This window comes from Sphingomonas sp. Root720 (genome assembly GCF_001428605.1).
GTDB lineage: Bacteria > Pseudomonadota > Alphaproteobacteria > Sphingomonadales > Sphingomonadaceae > Rhizorhabdus.
Genome location: NZ_LMID01000017.1, coordinates 35,532 through 55,379, shown reverse-complemented (window position 1 = coordinate 55,379; position 19,848 = coordinate 35,532). Strand labels below are relative to the sequence as shown.

The window sequence follows — 19,848 nt, the reverse complement described above, 5'->3', positions numbered from 1 at the left end:
GTGCTGTCTCTGATTATATCACGCAGCGAGCAGGGACGGCGAGGTGCGAAGGGGCCTCAGCTGATCCGGCGCCGGCCGGTCTTCCCGATCCCAGCTATAGTCGCCGGTAAGCGCGATATGCTCCCAGCCCAGCGGTGCGATATGGCGGGCAACTTCGTCCGGCGTCCTCATGTCGGTCAGTGCCCGCTCGAGATAGCGGGTGTTCCACAGGATGATCGCGGCGACCAACAGGTTAAGGCCGGAGGCGCGGTAAGACTGGTTTTCGAACCGGCGGTCGCGCAGCTCGCCGAGCTGGTTGAAGAACAGCGCGCGAGCGAGCGCATTGCGCGCCTCGCCCTTGTTCAGCCCAGCTTGAGTGCGCCGACGCAGATCGATATCCTGCAGCCAGTCGAGCATGAAGATCGAGCGTTCGAGCCGCCCGACCTCGCGCAGCGCCAGTGCCAGGCCATTCTGGCGCGGATAGGCGGACAGCTTGCGCAGCATTGCCGAAGCAGTGACGGTCCCGGTGCGGATCGAGGTGGCGAGCCGCAGCAATTCGTCCCAGTGCCCGGCTGCATGGTCGTACGCAATCGGATCGCCTACCATGCCGGCGAGCAGGGGCCCCACCTCCTGACCCGGTAGCAGATGCAGGCGGCGCTCCTTGATATCGCGCAGCCGGGGGGCGAAGCGGTAGCCGAAGAATGGCATCAGCCCGAACACATGGTCGGACGCGCCGCCTGTATCGGTATAATGCTCTTCGATCGACAACCCGGTCTGGTGATACAGCAAGCCGTCGAGAACATAGGGAGCCTCGCCGGCGGTCGCGGCAATCACGCGCGAGCCGAACGGGCCATACTGGTCCGAGATATGCGTATAGAAGGACACGCCGGGTTCGTTGCCGTTGCGCGCGTTGATGTCGCTGATCGCGGTACCGCGCCCGCCTGCGTGGAATTGCTGCCCGTCGCTCGACGAACTGACGCCGCTTCCCCACAATCCAGCAAGTGGCATGGCGCGGTGCGCTTCGATCAATCGCCATAGTGCCTCCCCATAAGCCGCCTCGCTGATGTGCCAGTCATGCAGATGGGCGAGTTGGCGCAGACTTGCGCCTCGGCAACTGTCCGCCATACGCGTCAGCCCGAGATTGATGCCGTCGGCCAGGAGGACAGTCAGCAGCGCGTTGCGATCCTCGGCGGGGCGGCCGGATCGCCGGTGGGTGAAACAGTCGCCGAACCCGGTCCAGGCGTCGACATCAAGCAAGATATCGGTGATCTTCACGCGGGGAAGTCGGTCATAAGCGGTACGGCGCGCGACCTCAGCCGCAGGCGGTGTGATCGCCCTCAGCGGCGAGATCATCAGGCCGTTTTCATCGAGACGAACTTGGGGAAGCTCGCCCTGCCGGGCCAACACCGTCACCCGTTCGATCGCGCTATCCAGTCGCGCGCGACGTTCCTCAATATGACGATCGAACCCGGCCTCGATCGCCAGTGGAAGCGGTCCTTTCTCGCGCAGCGCCGCGAAGGTGGTGGGCGGAATGAGGTAGCTGTCAAAGTTGCGATACTGCCGGCTGCCCGCCACCCAGATATCGCCGGCTCGCAATCGATCGCGAAGCTGGGACAGCGTACAGAGTTCATACGCGGCACGATCGATGACGCCATCGCGAACCACGAACGGGCGCCATCCCGTCGGCACGAAGCGGAGCGGTACCTTGTCGGGCAGGCGCCGTTTCCCGGCTTGGTAGAGATCGGCGATGATGGCGAGCGCATCGAGAATTCCCTGCACCGGTCCAGCACCGCGAAACACGAACGCGCGCAGGAATTGCCCCGCGAACAGCTTCACCGTGCGATGCCGTTCGATCAGTTCGGCCGTGCGGTCGATCGTCTCGGGGCGGACAAGAACTTCCGCTTGGGCTACAGCGGAGCCGAACCGATCCCAGTCGAGCGGACCGATCCGCGCGAGGGAGTCGATCCCTTTGGCATGCGCGTCGATCAGTATGCGGCAGCTATCGGTCAGGGCACGCAGATGCCCCTGCATCTCGCGCACCGTCCTGATCGCCTTGTCGCGCGTCCGGTTTTCCGCGCGCCGCACCATGCTGCCTAACAGCTTGTCGAACATCGTGAGCGCGGCGTCGGTCAAGATTTCCTCGAGGCGAATGGTTGCGGCCAACAGCGTCGCATGACGACGCAGCGGGGTGAGTTCACCGAGGTGCTGTGGCGTGATCCGAACTGCCTCGTCGGCCAGTCGGTCGAATGTCACCGATGGGATCATGCCAGCACGCGCGGGATCAAGACCGAGCATCCGGATATGATCGAGCCGCTCGATCAACCGCAAGATGTTCCGCGGTGCCGGCGATTGCGGCGCGTTGCGCAGCCAGGCCAGCCATGTCGTTCCCTGATCCGATCTCCGGGTCAGCAAGGCATTGAGCATCGCGAGCCTGTCAGGCTCAATGCCCCTGGTCAGGATTTTATGGGTGAGTTGTTCGGCCTGCTGACGCGCGTGCCTGACGATCGCCTCGATGACCGCAGACGGTGGCAGCAGTACCCGTCGCCGACGCAGTTCATCGATGACGGTGCCGGCGAGCAGGAGAGGCTCGATGACGGTCTGCGCAACTGGCATCGCAAAGGCCACGATCCCACGAAAGTGGTTTCGGTCGAATGCGGCATACCCGAACCGCTGCATAAGATCGGCCAGATGTGCGCGGCGAGTTTCATTGCGACGCGCGTAATCGCTGAACGCCGTCACCGGCACGTCGATCTGATCGGCGACGAAGGCAAGGATGGCACTAGGTGGTCTCTCACCGACCTCCAGCACGCGACCCGGCCAGCGCATATAGAGCAGCAGCATTGCGAACCCGAACCGGCTCGAAGCTCCTCGGCGCTCGCCGACAAGATCGAGATCCTCGCGGCTGAGGGTGAAGTGACGGGCGATCTCCCGTTCGTCGGTCAGGGGATCGTAATGCTGCGTGAGCGCCTCGCGTGTCAGCAACCGCCGCCTTGCCATGCGCTACGACCTTTCCCGCCCTGTCCGTCAGACGGTCCTCTGGCGGTCAGCATGAATATGTCCGTCAACTCTGGACCCGCGATGGCGATTCGGACAAGAATGCAAATCGATGGGAAAACGGACAGATCGGGATCGGCCGTGGCGCTGATCGGCTATGCGCGGGTCTCGACCGGCGACCAGAAGCTAGCGCTCCAGCATGACGCGTTGAACGCGGCCGGATGCGAGCGCGTCTTCGATGACCATGCGTCCGGGGCGAAGACCGATCGACCGGGTCTGGCCGAGGCGCTCGCTTATCTGCGTGCAGGTGACACGCTGGTTGTCTGGAAACTCGACCGCCTCGGCCGCTCGATGAGCCACCTGATCGAGAAGGTTGGCGAACTGGCCGCGCGCGGCGTGGGCTTCCGTTCGCTTACCGAGCAGATCGACACCACCACTTCGGGCGGCATGCTGGTGTTCAACATCTTTGGCTCGCTCGCCCAATTCGAACGCGACCTGATCCGCGAACGCACTAACGCCGGGTTAAAGGCAGCACGTGAGCGGGGGAGCCTTGGCGGCCGACGCCCGGTCATCACCCCTGACAAGCTGCGCAAGGCGCGCGACCATATTGCGGCGGGGTTGACTGTCCGCGAAGCTGCCACGCGCCTCAAGGTTGGCAAAACCGCGCTCTACAAGGCGCTTGAAGGGGCGGCTGCTAAACCCACAGCCTGACGTTCCACCTTCGTTCGCCTCTAGCGTACGTAAATTTCACTTTCGTGCAGTGACCCCATCTTATTCAGGCTGGGGATCGCCGCGAAGTCGAACGTATCGAAGCTCTTGGTCGCCGGGAACCGGGCGGCGCGGATCCGCCGCTCGACCGTCTGGCGCTCACGGTCGATCAGTTCAAGCTCGACGAGCCGGAGCAGGTAGCGGGGATGGTCGATCCCGTCGCGCGCGCATTCGCGGAAGACCTTCTCGTACTCGCGCAGCACCGTCGGCAGCTTCAGCTGCTTGAGGTGATGGGCCAGCAGAACCTGCGGGGCGCCCGCCGTGGTGCCGGCCGGCAGTGTGTCCTCGCCAGCCCGGGTCATGCCGCCAGGCCCTGAGGCGTTTGGGGCATCAGGGCCGCATAATCGGCGGCGCGGGTGGTTCTGACATCCATCTTCGGCAGATTTGCGGACCATCCGGGCAATGGCCTCCGGGTCCGACGCGCACTTGCCTCGCCAGATCCGCTTGAAGCGAGTCGCCCCTGGTCAGCAGAACATGGATGCGGGTGGCTGTTCCCCGATAAGATGGAAGTACGGGCTCACGACTGGAAGCCGGGCCCAAGCATCTGATGGAGAACAGCCATGGGACAATATATCGGCCTTGACGTATGCTCAAGAGCCGGAGCGAGTCATCTTCGAGACCGGTCCTTTGTCGGTATGGTTCTACCACGCCCTCAAGGCTGAGGGGCTGCCAGCCATCTGCATCGACGCGCGCCACGCCAAAGCGGCGCTGGATATGGCCGCCAACAAGACCGATGCCAACGACGCCGACGGGTTGGCGCATCTGGCCGAGGTCGGCTTCTACCGCGAAGTTCGGGTCAAGGGCTTTGACAGCATGCTGACCCGTACGCTGGTGGCCGCTCGGACCAAGCTCGTCAGGATAAGGACCGAAATCTCAAATCAGATCCGCGGCCTGATGAAGACGTTCGGGCTCGTGATCCCTGCCGGCAAGGGGAGCACCTTCGAAGCCAATGTGCGTGCGAAGCTCGGTGAGAACTCCGAGTTGGCCGCCATCATCATGCCGCTGCTCGAAGCCTGGCGCAGCATCCGATTACGCGCTGCCGAACTGACCCGGCGCTTGATCGGCGATGCCCGTCAGAGTGAAGCTTGCCAGCTGCTCATGTCCATCCCAGGCGTCGGCGTCGTTACCGCATCGGCCTTTGCTACGGCCGTGGAGGATCCTGCCAACTTCCGAACGTCGCGGTCTGTCGGCGCTTGGCTCCGCCTGACGACGAGGAGATACCAATCCGGTCAGGTCGACTATAATGGTCATATCTCTAGGCGGGGCGATCATCAGGTGCGCAGTCACTTATACGAGGCGGCCACCGTCATTCTGACCCGCAGCTCGGCAGAGAGCACGCTGCGCGACTGGGGCGTCAAACTGCGGGAGCGGATCGGCTTCAAACGTGCCGCCGTCGCCGTTGCACGCAAGCTAGCGGTTATCATGCACGCCATGCTGAAATCCGGAGAACTGTTCGATCGCTCTGCCGGAGCCCCTGCCTGAGCCCGCCTGGGCAAGCATCTGACCCGGTTCCGTCCCTGCCGGGACCTGGGCAGAACCATTCCGCTTGATGGGATGCACTGGTTCTTCGCCAAGTGCGCCGTCCACATAGGAAGGTTCCGTCCTCGAAAACCCAACATGCGGCGGCACATGCCGACCGCGAAGACGACCCTGAACCCGGCATACGGTCAGTGCAGAATCTGCTTGCATGCGGACGCGCGATTAGACGACACCATCACAGAAGATTTCCCGCCCGCTGGAAACCCCCATCGATTCTATCTGATCAGATTTTGCTCTAGTCAACGAACTGCAGACCACCTTCACCCGAGGCTTCACGAGGCGGCAGTGGGGCCATTTTAGCAGCCGCCCGCTCGATGATGGACCGCAGCCACACATGAGCAGCATCATGATCAAATGTACGGTGCCAGTATAGCGTTAGATTAAGGTCCGGGTATGGAATGGGTGGAATAAATAGACGTATCGGAAGGATATTCGCGAAAAACCGTGCAAGCCGCTCCTGCATGATGACGACGCAATCACTCTTTGAAGCGAGAAACGGTAGAACAAGGTAATTTGGAGTGAGCGCATTAAATTTGTAGGCGACATCAAGCTCTGAAAGATGTTTCGTCTCATGGCTACGCAAATATTTTGCATCCGTCGAAAACGACGCATGTCGCAATGTGAGGAACTCCTCTGTGCTCATACCTTTTCGTACCAACTTATTATCGACCGCTGACACACCGATATATCGATCAGAAAAAAGATGCTTTTGCCCTAAACCAAAAGTGTTAAAAGTTCCGGCTGGCAAGATGAAACATTCCTGTTGAAGGGCGTTGTGGCCCTCCGTCATCTCCGGCTTGGCATTGGACAGGTATAGCGTAAAGCCCGGCGCATATTGATTAACTTCGTGAATGATTTCTCCACCCAAGGCCCAGTGAATATAATCGGCTGTTGCAATAGTAAACTCTCGAACTGCGTTGCCAGCATCAAAGTGCTCACCCAATACCGTCCCGCGAACATCATTTATAATACTGTGCACGCTCGATGCTATTTCCTCACATTTTCCTGTTGCCTGCATTGCCTTCCCATTCCAGACAAACAAGTTATCATCAAACAGCTTTCTCAAGCGATTAAGCGCAAGACTCGTTGCTGACTGGCTGATGCCGATCTTCTTAGCGGCTGCGCTTACACTTCGTTCGGTCCATAAAATATCGAACACAAGAAGCAAGTTGAGATCGATCTTGCGTAACGGTTCCGTCATTAGGATCTCTCCATTTCCATTCCAAGGCAATCCGGACAGCGGCCTCGCGGAAGCTGTCGATTCGATCCACCCGGGGTTATATTGACCGGCCCCCGCTGAGTGGTCCGTGTTGATTGTTAGTGCATTGCTGCCTCCGTTGCCATTGCCGCCTGGAGGTGGAGCGAAGCGGAACCGGAAGGCGGCAATGGCGGAGAAGCCGTTTCCGGGGCCGGCGGTCGATAGCCGAGGCTGCTGTGGGGGCGGATCGTGTTGTACAACGCGACGACGCAACGCCCACGGGACCGATGTTCGTGAGCTTCTCTATCCCTGGCACCCTTGGGCGGGATGTCATCTTCACATTCACGAGGCGGTCGAGCGAGCGGGTTCGGATATCTTCCGCTGCAGCAAGACAGGGGCGATGTCCGACCGGTGGCTGGAGATTCCGGCGTGGATGTTCGACCGCGCGGTTTGCGCCCTGGTGCGCATCGGCGTGGCGCCTCAGGTCGATATTGGGACGTTGAACGCGCTGGCCAGGCTATTGCGAGCAGCAAAGCCGGTTTCGGCTTTATCGATTTCGAGAGCAGCATCGAGCCCCCACGACTCGCATCCGGGAGGTCTCAATGCCGCGCAAGTCCACGACGTTGCAGCTCGATCTGTTCTCCAGTTCGCACGATCCCGGGAGCGCGCAGCCACCGCGATGGCAGACCCTGCCCAAGCAGACACGCCAGACGCTGACGTCGCTGATCGTGCGCCTCCTGCTCGACCACGTCGATGACGATCCTGTCGCGGAGCCGCGGGAGATGTGCGATGATCTTTGAGAAGATCGGGCCGCAGCATCTCGAGCGCAAGGCGATCCTGTATGTGCGGCAGTCCTCGGCGCATCAGGTCCTTCACAACCGCGAGAGCAGCGCCCTGCAATACGCCATGCGCGGCCGTCTCACAGCGCTGGGCTGGTCGCGCATCGAGACGGTCGACGACGATCTCGGCCGATCTGCGGCGGGCGGCGTGACGCGCGCCGGTTTTGACCGGATGGTCGCCGAGGTCTGCCTCGGCAAGGTCGGCGCGGTGGCGGCGCGAGAAGTCTCACGCTTCGCCCGCAACAGCCGGGACTGGCAGCAGCTTATCGAGATGTGCCGCGTGGTCGATACGGTCCTGATCGACCAGGAGACCGTATACGCCCCACGCCAGGGTAATGACCGGCTTCTGCTTGGTCTGAAGGGCAGCCTCAACGAGTATGAGTTGGATCTTCTGCGCCAGCGTTCGCTCTCGGCTCGCTACGAGAAGGCCCGGCGCGGCGAACTTATCGTCGCCGCCCCCGTGGGTTTCGTGAAGGTCGGCGACCGGATCGAGAAGGATCCCGACCGCCGCGTCCAGGAAGCCATTACCCTCGTTTTCGATAAGGTAGCCGAACTCGGCAGTGCCCGGCAGGCGCTGCTCTGGTTCATCGAGCATGGGCTGGAGCTGCCCGCAAAGCGCAACAACGGCGATGTCGTGTGGCGCAGGCCGAGCTATGCAACCATCCACCGGATGATCGAGAACCCGATCTACGGCGGCGCCTATGCCTATGGTAAAAGCCGTGCCGCGGCCGGATATGATGGTATCGCCATGCGGTCGAGGAGTTGTCGCAAAGCACGGGACGAGTGGCTGGCGCTCATCCCCGGCTCGCATGACGGCTACGTCAGCTGGGAGCGTTCGGAGGATATCCGCAAGATGGTGAGCAACAATGCCCCCACCAGTCGGCGCGCCCAAGCACGGCGACGCCCTGCTCGCCGGGCTCGTCCGCTGCCGGCAGTGCGGACGCAAGCTGACCGTGCGCTACACCGGCGCCAGACACAATATCCCGCGCTATTCCTGCTGGCGGGGCCTGCTCGACAATGGCGAGCCGCGCTGCATCGCATTCGGCGGATTGCGCGTCGACGATGCGATCGAGCAGGCGCTCCTGCCGGTCCTTGAGCCCGGGGCGATCGCAGCCGCGGTTGAGGCCGAAGCCCAGGCTGCCGGTCGCCGCGATCAGGTCCGCGATGCGTTGATGCGCGATCTCGAGGCGGCCCGTTACGCGGCCGAACGGGCCTTCCGGCAATACGATGTCGCCGATCCGCAGAACCGATTGGTGACAGCCGAACTGGAAGCGCGATGGAACCGTGCACTCACGCGTGTCGGCGAGGTGGAAGCCAGGATCGCTGCGCACGATGCCTCGACGCCGCATCAGGCGTCGCCGTCGCGGAAGGATATCGATGCCTTGCCGGCGATCTCAAAGCCGTCTGGAACGACACGCACACCGACGCGCGCTTGAAGAAGCGCATCGTGCGAACCCTTATCCAGGAGGTGATCGCCGACATCGACGACGAAGCGTCCGAGATCGTGCTGCTGATCCATTGGGCCGGCGGCGTCCACACCGAGTTGCGGCTGCCGAAGCGTCGCAAAGGCCAGCGCAACAGCACTTCCGCCGATATCATTGCCGCCTTGCGCCAACTCGTTCTCATCGCCAATGACGATCTGATCGCCGGCATCCTCAACCGGAACGGGCTGGTGACGGGGAACGGCAACCGCTGGACACGCGAGCGGGTCACCGCGCTGCGATCGCATCACCGGGTCCCCGTCTTCCGGGCGGCGACCGACGGCGATCCGCCGTGGCTGAACTTGAACCAGACAGCCCGCCGCATCGGCGTAACCCCAAAGACTCTCCGGATCGCTGCTGAAGTCGGAGAGATCGAAGGCATTCACCCTCTGCCAGAAGGCCCATGGATCTTCAGTCGAGCCGAACTCAATGGATCAGCCGCTCGTCACCTCGTGGAACGCGCGCGGCAAAATCCAAAATACCCCACGGGATCGCATCCCGATCAGCAAAGCTTATTTACTTCAACAACATAGATAGATGGGTGTTATGAAACAGGATTGTAGTGCCGCCGCCAGGCTTCGATCAGCACCTTCGCCTCGGCGAGGCTGTAGAAGATCTCACCATTGACCAGTTCATCGCGAAGTGAGCCGTTGAAGCTCTCGTTGTAGCGGTTCTCCCATGGCGACGCCGGGGTGATGTAGAGCGTCGTCACGCCGATCCGTGCCAGCCATTTCTGGACTGCCGTCGCGATAAATTCGCTGCCATTATCGGACCTGATATTGGCAGGTGGCCCGCGCGCGATGAACAGGTCGGTCAGGGTTGCTAGCACGTCTTCATGCTTGAGTTGCCGCGCCACGATCAGGACAAGGCATTCGCGGCTGGCCTCATCGATGATCGTCAGGATGCGGAACTTTCGGCCATCATGGGTGCGACCATCGACGAAGTCGTGTGCCCAGACGTGCCCCGAATACTCAGGCCGCAGCCGGATACACGAGCCATCGTTTAGCCATAGCCGGCCCCGCTTGGGTTGCGGATTCCGACGATCGCGCGCATGTATTCCGATCTGACGCCGCGCAGCGTTCCGATTATGGAATGGCCCGCCCCGTTTGCAAGTAGGATTTTACGGTGTTCTGAGCAGTCTGCGTCAACGTATTCGGTCTCGTGAGCTCGCCACGGCCAAGATGGACATCCGCACGTTCGGAGCCCCATAATCGGACCGGAATCGTAGTTCCATTTGATCGCCCGGGCTTTCCAAACGCCGATCGACTCTCAGGCCATCTTTACGATCCTTCCTGCAAACCTCGTTGAGCTACGCGCGCGGGGGGCACGTAGCCGATTCTGTCATGCCGCCACGGGATAGCCGCGTTCGAAAGTGGTCTCCTTGCGCAAGGCTGCCCAAGCGATCCGCGCCAGCTTGTTGGCCAGCGCCACCAATACGACGTTGCGATGGACACCGCGCTCGATCATGGCTTTGAGCCAGCGCCCCAAAGGCGTGTCGCTCTGAGAAAGCGAGGGTAATGCTGCCCGGGCGCCGTGGATTAGCAACGTGCGCAAATAGGTGTTACCGCGCTTCGAGATGCCGAGCAATCGAGGCTTGCCACCCGTAGTGTGTTGTCTGGGAACTAGGCCTAGCCAGGCACCCAGATCGCGAGCCTTGGCGAAGCTGCTTGCGTTGCCCACCGCCGCGATCAGCGCCGTCGCGTTGAGCACGCCGATGCCAGGGATTGATGTCAACCTTCTTGCGGCAGGGTCTTTACGCGCCAGGGCGACGAACTCGCCATTCAGCGTCTCGATCTTCACGTCCAGTTCCCGCCATTCAGAGCGCAGATCGCCAACCAGTTGGCGCAGGCGCGGCGACAATTTCTCATCGTCACAAACCAGCATTTCATCGACGCCAAGCTCGAACTTGCGCCGTCCAGCCGGGAAGATCACCCCGCGTTCGAGCAGGATCGCCCGTAACTGGTTGATCAGGTTCGTGCGTTCAGCAACGAGGCGTGAACGCACGCGATGTAGGGTCTGGATATCCAGTTGCTCCTGGCTCTTGAGTTCGACGAAACGCATCGTCGGGCGTGACGCAGCCTCAGCGATTCCTTCGGCATCGCGGTCATCGTTTTTTTGCGCTTTTACGTAAGGACGCACATATTCCGGCGACATCAAGCGGATTTCGTGGCCATGCGCGGCAAACAACCGAGAGATTTTGGACCACTCAGAAGGGGGCAGATCAATAGGACTCCGCGCGGCATCGAATGCAGATGAGGCTATTGTTCTCGCAAATAGCGGATATACCGCATATTGATTTCCTTTCTATCCTTTGGTCGCATAGGCCTCCCCCGCAAGGTGATAAATTAGGAGGGGATATGAAGGTTTTCAACGAAAAGCAGGTGTGCGCCAGTCTGATCGCTTTGGCTACGATGATGGTAGCCGATACCGCATTTGCCCAAGCGGCGACGAGCGAAACCGCAAATCCGAGTGAAAAGCCGGCTTCGGTGGCTAATGATAGCGACGTGGGCGAGATCGTAGTCACCGCCAACAAGCGCGAGCAGAATCTCAGCAAGGTCGGGCTCACGATTTCTGCGATGTCCGGCGACGATCTCGTGAGGCAGCGCGTCAGCGATGTAAGTGACCTCGCTAAGGTGACGCCCGGCCTCACTTATGCCCCGACGGCTAATTCAACTCCGGTCTATACTCTCCGGGGTGTTGGCTTTTTCGAAACGACTTTGTCGGCCTATCCTGATGTCGCCACTTATATAGATCAGGCCCCCTTACCTTTGCCGGTGATGAGTGCGCTGACGGCATTCGATCTCGAGCGCGTGGAGGTTCTCAAAGGACCACAGGGCACATTGTTCGGCAACAATGCTACTGGCGGTGCGATCAACTTCGTCGCTGCCAAGCCGACTGCCGACTTCACGGCTGGAGCGGAGTTCAGCTACGGACGCTTCAATACGATTGAAGCGTCGGGATTTATCAGCGGTCCAATAACCGATACGCTGCGGGCTCGATTGGCCATCAAGTCAGTCAATGGTGACGACTGGCAGAAAAGCTACACGCGGATCGAGGGCGGCGTGCCGGCCGAATATTTGGCGATTGGCGTGCCTGACAGTCCGGACAAGAAGCAGGATACCATTGGAAAGCGTGATAATATCGCCGCGCGCTTTCTTTTGGACTGGGAAGCGAGTGATCGCCTCAAATTTTCTTTGAACATCAATGGGTGGCGGGATCAGAGCGATCCGGTAACGCCCCAATATCAGGAACCGCGATTGCAGAACGAGGTCGGCGCGGCTGGCCCGGGCGGGGTTGTTCCTGCGGACTATCACGCTCTTATTTACCCTGTGGCTCCAAACAACGCCCGCTACGCCGATTGGAGTCCCAATCTGCGCCCATTCACAGACAACAAATTCTGGCAAGCCGCTTTGCGGGCCGACTATGAGATCATGGATGACCATACGCTGACGTCAATCACGTCCTATGCAAGTCTGCGCTTCCTGAATGCCACAAATGGCTCCGGCATGGCGTTCGAGGCGACGGATATCCATCAGGCCTATGGTCGCGCTAAATCATTTAGCCAAGAGTTACGCTTGTCAAATAGCGCCGGAAACGTGGTGCGATATACCCTCGGCGCCAATTATGAGCATACAACTGCTCTTGAGGCTTTGGACTTATACCTGAATGGGATCACTGCCCATGTCGTAAATGGGTTTAATGGGAATCAATATGGTTCCGACCAGACTATGAACAATTATGCGGCGTTCGGCAATCTGGAGTATGACGTCACGCCCACGGTGACCCTTAAAGGTGGTATCCGTCAAACCAAAGCAAAGCGAACAGCATTGCAGAGGGGCGCTTATGAAATCCCGGGTTTTTTTGCTCCCGGCGCGTTTGGCATTAACTCTCTAACCACCTTCTTCAATTTGGCTTACGCTCAGATTTACGGAGTTGGGACTGTGCCTACGCTCGTGCCGGGACAGTCCCTCACGATCGACAATCGAGGGTTCAATATTGCTGATCCCGCCTCCAGCGTACCGGTTGACCCAAACACATTCCTGAAAACCGGCAATCCCGCCGGTAAGCTGAACGAGAATAGCACATCGTGGAGTCTCGGTGTGAATTATACGCCCACTCCGGAATTGCTACTCTACCTCAATGCGTCGAAGGGCTACAAAGCCGGATCGTTCCCGACACTCACCGGCGCTATTTATGATGCCTATGCTCCGGTTAGCCAAGAAGCCTTGTTGGATATCGAAGGCGGATTTAAGGCGCAGCTGCTTGATCGAAAACTGTCCATCAATGCCGCGGCCTTTTATTACGATTACTCAAACAAACAGTTACGTGCAAAATTTGTTGATCCGATTTTTGGCGCGCTTGACAAACTACTAAATGTACCCAAATCCACAATAAAAGGGGTTGAGATTGACATCAACGCCCGCCCGACTGACGGACTGACGCTGTCTGCTGCGGCGACATATCTTGATGCCAAAGTCAAAAGGTATGAAGGCGTAATTGGGTCGCATCTGGAAAATGGCTTACGAGTCGCGGATACCGCATCTTTCAAGGGAGTTCGGCTTCCTTTCGCGCCGAAGTTCCAGTTTGCCATTCGTGCTGACTATGAATTTCCACTTTCGGATCAAATCAACGCGAACGCAGGTGTCGGTGTAACTGGCCAGTCCAAGTCAATAGGTAGCCTCTATCTTCTGCCAGAAGACAAGGAGGCTTTCAAAATTCCGAACTACGCGCTGGTCGACCTGACGGCCGGAATTTCGTCCTCCGACGGTCGCTGGCGCCTGGGAGTCTGGGGCAAGAACGTGTTCAACAAATATTATTGGACGAACGTGATCCAGGCATATGACAATTTGATGCGATATCCAGGACGACCGTCAGAATATGGCTTGGTCGTCGGGTTCAAATACTGATGACGACGGAGTCATGAGTTGCGCTCGAATCTTCGTCTGCGAGCTGCCGTCACGCTGCGCGAGCCGGGTGAAAAAGAGCCATCGTTCCGGGGATGCGTCTGACAGCTCTTGCGAAAACTGCAACGCAAAGCGCAATTTGCGAGAGCTATTTTGTGCGATGCAGAAGCTCGGAAACATAGGTTCAAGAAACTCGGTCGGGCTGGAAACCGCGATGACCGCTGAGCAATCTTCATGAAGGAAAAAGTGATGGATAATCTGCAAAGGGAAAGTCGAGCAATTGCGACAGAAGTTCCCTCTTCTGACGATCTTCTTTACCGGGCACGTCAGCTTGGGCCGCTTCTTCGCGAGCGTGCCAAACAGTGCGAAGAAGGGCGCCGTATGCCGCCTGAAACATTTGCTGCATTCAAGGAAGCGGGATTCTATCGGATTCTTCAGCCCAAGGCCTATGGCGGCTATGAATATTGGCCAACTGTTTTCTACGACGTCGTGTCGGAAATCGCCCGCCACTGTCCGTCCTCTGCCTGGGCGCTCGGCATCATTGGGATCCACAATTGGGAAGTTGCCTTGATGGATCCGAGGGCAGCCAAGGATCTGTGGTCCCGGGACACGGAGACTTTTTATTCTTCCTCTTATGCGCCATTCGGCAAGGCTCGCCGCGTCGAAGGCGGGTATGAGGTCGAGGGCCGGTGGGGATGGTCGAGCGGGTGCGATCAGGCGACATGGGTCATTCTCGGAGCGCTTGTCGAGATGGAAGATGGCGAGGTGAACCATCTGGCGCTGTTGGTTGAGTCGGGTGACTATGAGATCGATCATTCGTCCTGGAACTCGGTCGGCCTGACGGGGAGCGGCAGCAAGGATATTGTCGTAAGAGGCGCATTTGTACCAGCCTATCGCGTTCACAATATCAGCCGGACTTACCAGATGCGCGATCCGGGGCGAGTGATATTCACTGCCGATACCTACAAGCTTGCCTTCGGCACTGTGTTCGCCTTTGTCCTTACAAGCGTCCTTGTCGGCATTGCCGATGGTGCTCTCGACTTCTATGTGGATTATATAGCCAAGCGGACCAATGCCTATAATGGCTCAAGTTTCAAGCAGGATGCTCTAGCTCAGCAGATCCTTGCCGATGCACACTCTCTGGTCGATGGAGCGCATCTTCGCCTTAAGCGCAATTTCGACGAGATGGCCGCTTTTGTCTCGAGGGGCGAAGAGATCCCTCTCGCCCGCCGAGTCTTCTATAAATGGGATGCGGCCAATATTGCTAAGCAGTGCCGTGATGCGGTGAATATGTTGACCCATGCATGCGGTGGGTCCGTTTTCGACGCCGATGTTCAGATGCAGCGATATTTCCGCGATGCGAATGTCGGCGCCAATCACCTGTTCATCAACCATCAGAAGAGTTCCGTCAATTTCGGTGCTTTCATGCTGTCCGGGCAAAACAGCGATCTCATGCTCTGAAGTCCATTATATTGAAAAGGAGAGCCCTTATGTCGATCGGTACGGCCTATTTCGGCTTTGAGGTATCAGATCTGGGTGCGTGGGAGCGTTATGCGGGCTTGATCGGTCTTAGCATGGAGCGATCGGATGACGGGCTGTTTTGCCGGGTCGACGAGAAGGCACGGCGCGTTCACTTCGTCGAAGGAGCTGCCGACGACATAGCCTGGGTCGGGTGGGATGCGGGAAGCCAGGAGCGCTTCGATCATCTGCGCTCGCACCTCGGGAGTCTTGGTATCCCCACGCATGATGGCGACGATGCGTCCGCCCGGTTGCGGGGCGTAGAGCGGTTTTTCCATTTCGTCGGACCTGTCGGAGCTCGGCACGAGATCGCGCTGGGCTTGGAAGATGCGGGCTCCCCGTTCGTTTCCGACAAGGTGCCGCATGGTTTCGTGACGGGCGACCAGGGGCTCGGTCATGTCGCCTTCAACTCAACCGATCACAAGGGCGACGAGAAGTTCATGCGCGAAGCGCTGTTCGCGCAGCTTTCCGACTATATCTATCAGCCACTGCCCGACGGCAGCACGATGCACGCCTCGTTCCTGCACACCAGCCCGCGACACCATTCGATTGCCTTTGCCGAAGGGCTCGGAGGAGGCAGCAAACTCCATCATTTTGAGCTTGAAATGAACAAGCTGGAGGATGTCGAAAGGGCGTATGAACGCGTGCAGGAGGCCGGAATCGCTATCGGACTGACGCTGGGTCAGCATTCGAACGACAGGATCGTGTCCTTCTATGCGCACACGCCTTCCAAATTCATGATGGAGGTAGGCCATGGCGGCCTCAGGATCGATGACGACGAGAGTTGGGAGCCCATGATTCATGACCGCATCAGCGAATGGGGCCACGAGTTCCAGGCCGTCTGAATGCTCGAGGAGAAGGACGTGTTTCCGGGACTGATGCAGAATGCCCCCCTCAACATTGGCGATATTTTGCGTTTTGCTTCGGTAGCGCATGGCGAGCGGGAGATCGTGTCCAAGAATATCGATGAGCCGATATGGCGCTATGATTACAGAAGGGCATGGGCGCGCACGGCGCAAGCGGCGCATGCGCTTGCCCGGTTGGGCGTTGCGCCTGGCGACCGGGTCAGTTCGCTCGCGTGGAACACGCACCGGCATTTCGAACTGTTCTTCGCGGTGCCGGGCATGGGCGCAGTGCTGCATACCGCCAATCCTCGCCTGCCCGATGAGCATCTCGTCTTCACCATCAACCACGCCGGCAGCAAGGTGCTGCTGCTCGATCGCAACATGGTCGAGATCGTCGATCGGATCCGGGACCGACTGGAGACGGTCGAGCACTATGTCCTGCTGAGCGACGCCGATCGCGCGATCGATGGCTGGGGCTGCTATGAGCGCCTGATCGGCGCCGAGGCAGAAACCTATGACTGGCCCCGGCTCGACGAGAATGCGGGCGCGTTCCTGTGCTATACGTCAGGCACAACGGGCGATCCCAAGGGTGTGCTCTATTCTCACCGTTCGGTCGTGCTGCACGCCCTGGCCGCGGGGCTGAGCGGGGCGCTCAACTTCTCCGCCTTCGATGTCGTCATGCCGTGCCAGTCGCTTTATCACGCGACCGCCTGGGGCCTGCCTTTTGCTGGTGCAATCAATGGCGTGAAGTTCGTCTTTCCCGGCGACAGGTTCGACGGCGCCAGCCTGCAGCAGCTCATCATGGACGAAGGCGTCACCTTCTCGGGCGGCGTACCGACGATCTGGACCCTGTATCTCGATCATCTGGCGCGGACGGGAGAGACGCCGGGCGGCCTGCAGCGGGTGATCATCGGCGGTTCGGCGGTGCCGCGCGACATGGCGGTGGCATTCGACGGACTCGGTGTCGTCGTGCAGCAGATATGGGGCATGACCGAAACCAGCCCGCTGGGCGTGGTTTCGACGCCCACGCCAGCGCTCGCCGCGCTTGGTAAGGAAGAGGAGAATGACACCATCTGGACCCGGCAGGGCCGGATGATGTTCGGCATCGAGATGAAGATCGTCGATGAAGACGGCAACGCCCTGCCGCATGACGGCGAAACATCGGGCGCGTTGATGGTCCGCGGACCGTGGGTGCTGGAATGCTATTACCGCGTCGGCCAACCGGCAACCGATGCCGACGGCTGGTTCGACACCGGCGACATCTCCACCATCGACCGGTTCGGTTTCATGCGCATCACCGACCGCAAGAAGGATGTGATAAAATCGGGCGGAGAATGGATCAGCTCGATCGATCTGGAAAACATCGCGGCGGGATGTCCGGGGGTGAAGGTAGCCGCCGTGGCCGGGGTGCACCATCCAAAATGGGAAGAGCGTCCGATCATGCTGGTCGAACCGCATGCAGGCAGCAACGTCACCGGCGAAGACATGACGGCATGGCTGGAACCGCGTGTTGTCAAATGGTGGATGCCCGACCGCATCATCATCGACACCGTCCCGCTCACCGCCACGGGCAAGATCGATAAGAAGGCGATCCGCGACCGATATGGCCGCGTGCTTGCCGAGCCACCCGCATAGACCTGATCCAGCCGCGCCACGGCTTTTCACGCGTAATCGAACAGGAGACGATAATGACCGACACTCTTACGCCCGAAAGTCGGTTCGCCGATGCCTCCGATGGCCGCGTCCATTACCATAGCTGGGGCGAAGGACCGGCCATCATCCTCATCCATGGCGGTGGTCCGGGGGCCTATGGTTACAGCAATTTCCGCAAGAATGTGGAATCCCTCTCCGAGCGCAATCGCGTCATCGTCCTTGACCTCCCGGGTTATGGCAAATCCGCGCCGCGTGCCCAGCCTGAGGGGCTCATCGTATCGCTCGCCAACGCGGTGCGCGATGTCATGGACCATGCCGGAATAGAAGCAGCCAGCCTGGTGGGCAACTCGCTGGGCGGCATGACCTCACTGCGCTTCGCGCTCGATACGCCCGAGCGGGTCGACAAGCTGATCCTGATGGGACCCGGCGGCGGTCTGCCGACCTTGTCGCCGTTTCCGACCGAAGGGCTGCAGCGGATGCTCGACTTTTACGGCGGGGAAGGACCGACGCTCGAAAAGCTCGCGCGTGTTACCGATCTGCTGGTGTATGACCGCTCATCGATCACCGACGAATTGCTAGAGGAACGCTTCCGCATCGCAAACCTGCCCGAGACCGTCGCCAATCCCCCGTTACGCCTATTGATGGCGCATCCCAAGGACCATCTGTGGAACCAAGGGCTTGACAAGATTGCAAGCCCCACGCTCATCATCTGGGGCGCCGAGGACCGCGTCCTGCCGCTCGACGCCGGCTTCATCCTGCGCAAACTCATCGCCAATGCCGACATGCACATCTTCTCCAAATGTGGGCACTGGGCTCAATGGGAAAGGCCCGACGAGTTCAATGCACTGGTGGATGAGTTCGTAAACGAATCTGACGGGGCATGAAGCATTCACCGCACCGAGCAATAGCAATCCAGGAAGAAGCCTGGCCCCAATGGTATGCGGCGATCCGCCCGCAGGCGTCTTGTTCGTTGGCCACCCGCCAGCGGAGGAGGACCGACGCCTCTCACAAGAGCTGTGAAGCTTTACGATTCCCGGATATGTAGTCATCAAGAGGAACTGCAAAATGCGCACTATGGCCGATGTCCTTAACTCGTATATTCTGCCCGGAAGGATTGCCAATCCTCTGGAAGGGCTTGAGCAGGCGCGTCTTGGAGAGCAGCTTGGTCTTAGCGGTATTGTTCTGTCGGAGCGCTGGGACAGCAAAGAACTCGGCTCTGTCATGGGCGCCCTGAGTCAGGTCACTCAACGCGTTCGATTGATTGCCGGTATCACGCATTTCGGAACCCGCCATCCCCTCGTTCAGGCGGGCATGAGTGCGACCATGCAGATGCTTTCGGGCGGGCGCTTCGTTCTGGGTTTCGGTCGTTCCGTACCGCCACTCTTCCAAAAGCTTGGGATTCCTGTCTTGAACAACGCGGGAATGACGGACTACATTGATATACTCCGCAAGCTATGGGCCGGCGAGACAGTTTGCTACAATGGTCCCGCCGGAGACTATCCCGAGATGGAATTGGCGCAGCCTTGCGCCAATCCACCTCCCATCATCATTGGGGCCGTTGGACCCAAGACATTGGCGCTGGCAGGAGCCCACTTTGATGGCATCTTATTGCATCCGTTTCTGACGGTGGAGGGGGTGGCCCGCTCAGTTAAAATAGTGCGCAACGCAGCCCGCGCGGCAGGGCGCGATCCGATGTCAACCAGGATTTACGCCATCGTGGTCGCGGCACCTGATACGTTGACGCCCGCGCAGAGGCAGAACATTCTTGAGGCACGCGCTGTTTCCTATTTCATGCATCGCCAGATTGGTCAACCCATCGTCAGGATGAACGAATGGGATGAGGCGCCGATGAGCCGACTCATCGAGACCGGACTTAGCAAATTTGAATTCGGACAAGCGGACGTCGCCGAATCGAGACGGCAATTGGCCGCAGCGGTCGAATACTTGCCACGAGAATGGCTGGAGAGTGGCGCCGCGTCCGGAAGTATCTCGCAATGTGCTGATCGGCTTGCTGAATATCTGGAGGCAGGGGCCGACGAGATATTGCTGCACGGGACAACCCCGGAGCAACAGGGGGAACTCGTGGCAGAACTGCGGCATCGGCCACTTTAACTCGTACAGATAACACGT

The 19,848-nt window shown here is 59.6% G+C and carries 13 protein-coding genes and 6 pseudogenes; 13 read left to right on the top strand and 6 right to left on the bottom strand.

Annotation, left to right across the window (positions count from 1 at the left end; all coding sequences use genetic code 11):
• Positions 1–18: 18 nt before the first annotated feature.
• Positions 19–2,976, bottom strand: a complete 2,958-nt coding sequence (locus ASE22_RS25685) for a Tn3 family transposase (protein WP_056366765.1) — start codon at positions 2,974–2,976, stop codon at positions 19–21.
• A gap of 138 nt (positions 2,977–3,114) precedes the next feature.
• Between ASE22_RS25685 and ASE22_RS25680 the strand changes: the two genes are divergently transcribed.
• Positions 3,115–3,684 carry a recombinase family protein gene (locus ASE22_RS25680; RefSeq protein ID WP_056366888.1) on the top strand — a complete coding sequence of 190 codons (570 nt, stop codon included), beginning with the start codon at positions 3,115–3,117 and terminating at the stop codon, positions 3,682–3,684.
• 56 nt (positions 3,685–3,740) lie between these two features.
• Here the strand turns inward: ASE22_RS25680 and ASE22_RS25675 are convergent.
• Positions 3,741–4,043 (bottom strand): annotated as a pseudogene (locus tag ASE22_RS25675) (ATP-binding protein); the annotation flags it as partial.
• Between the two features lie 283 nt (positions 4,044–4,326).
• On the opposite strand from ASE22_RS25675, the pseudogene ASE22_RS25670 reads away from it, so the two are divergent.
• A pseudogene (locus ASE22_RS25670) lies at positions 4,327–5,223 on the top strand (IS110 family transposase); the annotation flags it as partial.
• A gap of 292 nt (positions 5,224–5,515) precedes the next feature.
• On the opposite strand, the gene ASE22_RS26485 reads toward ASE22_RS25670, so the two are convergent.
• Together ASE22_RS26485 and ASE22_RS26480 are read right to left on the bottom strand one after the other, a co-directional pair.
• Positions 5,516–6,481, bottom strand: coding sequence for a LysR family transcriptional regulator (locus tag ASE22_RS26485; RefSeq protein WP_082545419.1), 966 nt, complete (start codon positions 6,479–6,481; stop codon positions 5,516–5,518).
• Between the two features lie 116 nt (positions 6,482–6,597).
• Positions 6,598–6,735: pseudogene (locus ASE22_RS26480) on the bottom strand (IS3 family transposase); the annotation flags it as partial.
• Positions 6,736–7,080: 345 nt separating this feature from the next.
• On the opposite strand from ASE22_RS26480, the gene ASE22_RS25665 reads away from it, so the two are divergent.
• The 5 genes and pseudogenes from ASE22_RS25665 to ASE22_RS27400 all read left to right on the top strand — a co-directional run bounded on the left by ASE22_RS25665 (position 7,081) and on the right by ASE22_RS27400 (position 9,331).
• Positions 7,081–7,278 (top strand): hypothetical protein, encoded by a 198-nt coding sequence (locus tag ASE22_RS25665; RefSeq protein ID WP_056366763.1) that lies wholly within the window; start codon positions 7,081–7,083, stop codon positions 7,276–7,278.
• Positions 7,232–8,173, top strand: a pseudogene (locus ASE22_RS27410) (recombinase family protein); the annotation flags it as partial. The gene ASE22_RS25665 and the pseudogene ASE22_RS27410, both read left to right, overlap by 47 nt.
• 10 nt (positions 8,174–8,183) lie before the next feature.
• A pseudogene (locus ASE22_RS27825) lies at positions 8,184–8,315 on the top strand (zinc ribbon domain-containing protein); the annotation flags it as partial.
• Positions 8,316–8,366: 51 nt separating this feature from the next.
• Entirely contained in the window at positions 8,367–8,753 is a 387-nt protein-coding gene (locus ASE22_RS27405; protein ID WP_200933149.1) for a hypothetical protein, read from the top strand.
• A complete protein-coding gene (locus ASE22_RS27400) occupies positions 8,750–9,331 on the top strand; it encodes a hypothetical protein (protein WP_200933151.1) in 582 nt (193 codons plus the stop codon). Before ASE22_RS27405 ends, ASE22_RS27400 begins: the two co-directional genes overlap by 4 nt.
• A 17-nt stretch (positions 9,332–9,348) precedes the next feature.
• Here ASE22_RS27400 and ASE22_RS26470 read toward each other — a convergent pair.
• Together ASE22_RS26470 and ASE22_RS25645 are read right to left on the bottom strand one after the other, a co-directional pair.
• Positions 9,349–9,828 (bottom strand): annotated as a pseudogene (locus ASE22_RS26470) (DDE-type integrase/transposase/recombinase); the annotation flags it as partial.
• 311 nt (positions 9,829–10,139) lie between these two features.
• Positions 10,140–11,060: an IS110 family transposase gene (locus ASE22_RS25645; protein ID WP_268796344.1), complete on the bottom strand. Its 921-nt coding sequence runs from the start codon at positions 11,058–11,060 to the stop codon at positions 10,140–10,142.
• Positions 11,061–11,155: 95 nt separating this feature from the next.
• Between ASE22_RS25645 and ASE22_RS25640 the strand changes: the two genes are divergently transcribed.
• From ASE22_RS25640 to ASE22_RS25615, 6 genes are all read left to right on the top strand, one after another.
• On the top strand, positions 11,156–13,705 hold the full coding sequence (locus ASE22_RS25640; protein ID WP_056366755.1) for a TonB-dependent receptor: 2,550 nt from the start codon (positions 11,156–11,158) through the stop codon (positions 13,703–13,705).
• A gap of 246 nt (positions 13,706–13,951) precedes the next feature.
• A complete protein-coding gene (locus tag ASE22_RS25635; RefSeq protein WP_162248210.1) occupies positions 13,952–15,163 on the top strand; it encodes an acyl-CoA dehydrogenase family protein in 1,212 nt (403 codons plus the stop codon).
• A gap of 29 nt (positions 15,164–15,192) precedes the next feature.
• Positions 15,193–16,065: a VOC family protein gene (locus ASE22_RS25630; RefSeq protein ID WP_056366749.1), complete on the top strand. Its 873-nt coding sequence runs from the start codon at positions 15,193–15,195 to the stop codon at positions 16,063–16,065.
• 33 nt (positions 16,066–16,098) lie between these two features.
• On the top strand, positions 16,099–17,700 hold the full coding sequence (locus ASE22_RS25625; protein WP_056366885.1) for a long-chain fatty acid--CoA ligase: 1,602 nt from the start codon (positions 16,099–16,101) through the stop codon (positions 17,698–17,700).
• A gap of 53 nt (positions 17,701–17,753) precedes the next feature.
• Entirely contained in the window at positions 17,754–18,602 is an 849-nt protein-coding gene (locus ASE22_RS25620; RefSeq protein ID WP_056366747.1) for an alpha/beta fold hydrolase, read from the top strand.
• Between the two features lie 181 nt (positions 18,603–18,783).
• A complete protein-coding gene (locus ASE22_RS25615; RefSeq protein ID WP_056366745.1) occupies positions 18,784–19,830 on the top strand; it encodes a TIGR03857 family LLM class F420-dependent oxidoreductase in 1,047 nt (348 codons plus the stop codon).
• Positions 19,831–19,848: the final 18 nt, after the last annotated feature.

Excerpts from the sequence above, each read along its gene's own strand:
- ASE22_RS25640 (WP_056366755.1), top strand. The coding sequence starts at position 11,156 with ATGAAGGTTTTCAACGAAAAGCAGGTGTGCGCCAGTCTGATCGCTTTG.
- ASE22_RS26485 (WP_082545419.1), bottom strand. The coding sequence starts at position 6,481 with ATGACGGAACCGTTACGCAAGATCGATCTCAACTTGCTTCTTGTGTTC.
- ASE22_RS25635 (WP_162248210.1), top strand. The coding sequence starts at position 13,952 with ATGGATAATCTGCAAAGGGAAAGTCGAGCAATTGCGACAGAAGTTCCC.
- ASE22_RS25620 (WP_056366747.1), top strand. The coding sequence starts at position 17,754 with ATGACCGACACTCTTACGCCCGAAAGTCGGTTCGCCGATGCCTCCGAT.
- ASE22_RS25630 (WP_056366749.1), top strand. The coding sequence starts at position 15,193 with ATGTCGATCGGTACGGCCTATTTCGGCTTTGAGGTATCAGATCTGGGT.
- ASE22_RS25615 (WP_056366745.1), top strand. The coding sequence starts at position 18,784 with ATGCGCACTATGGCCGATGTCCTTAACTCGTATATTCTGCCCGGAAGG.
- ASE22_RS25685 (WP_056366765.1), bottom strand. The coding sequence starts at position 2,976 with ATGGCAAGGCGGCGGTTGCTGACACGCGAGGCGCTCACGCAGCATTAC.
- ASE22_RS25625 (WP_056366885.1), top strand. The coding sequence starts at position 16,099 with ATGCAGAATGCCCCCCTCAACATTGGCGATATTTTGCGTTTTGCTTCG.
- ASE22_RS25665 (WP_056366763.1), top strand. The coding sequence starts at position 7,081 with ATGCCGCGCAAGTCCACGACGTTGCAGCTCGATCTGTTCTCCAGTTCG.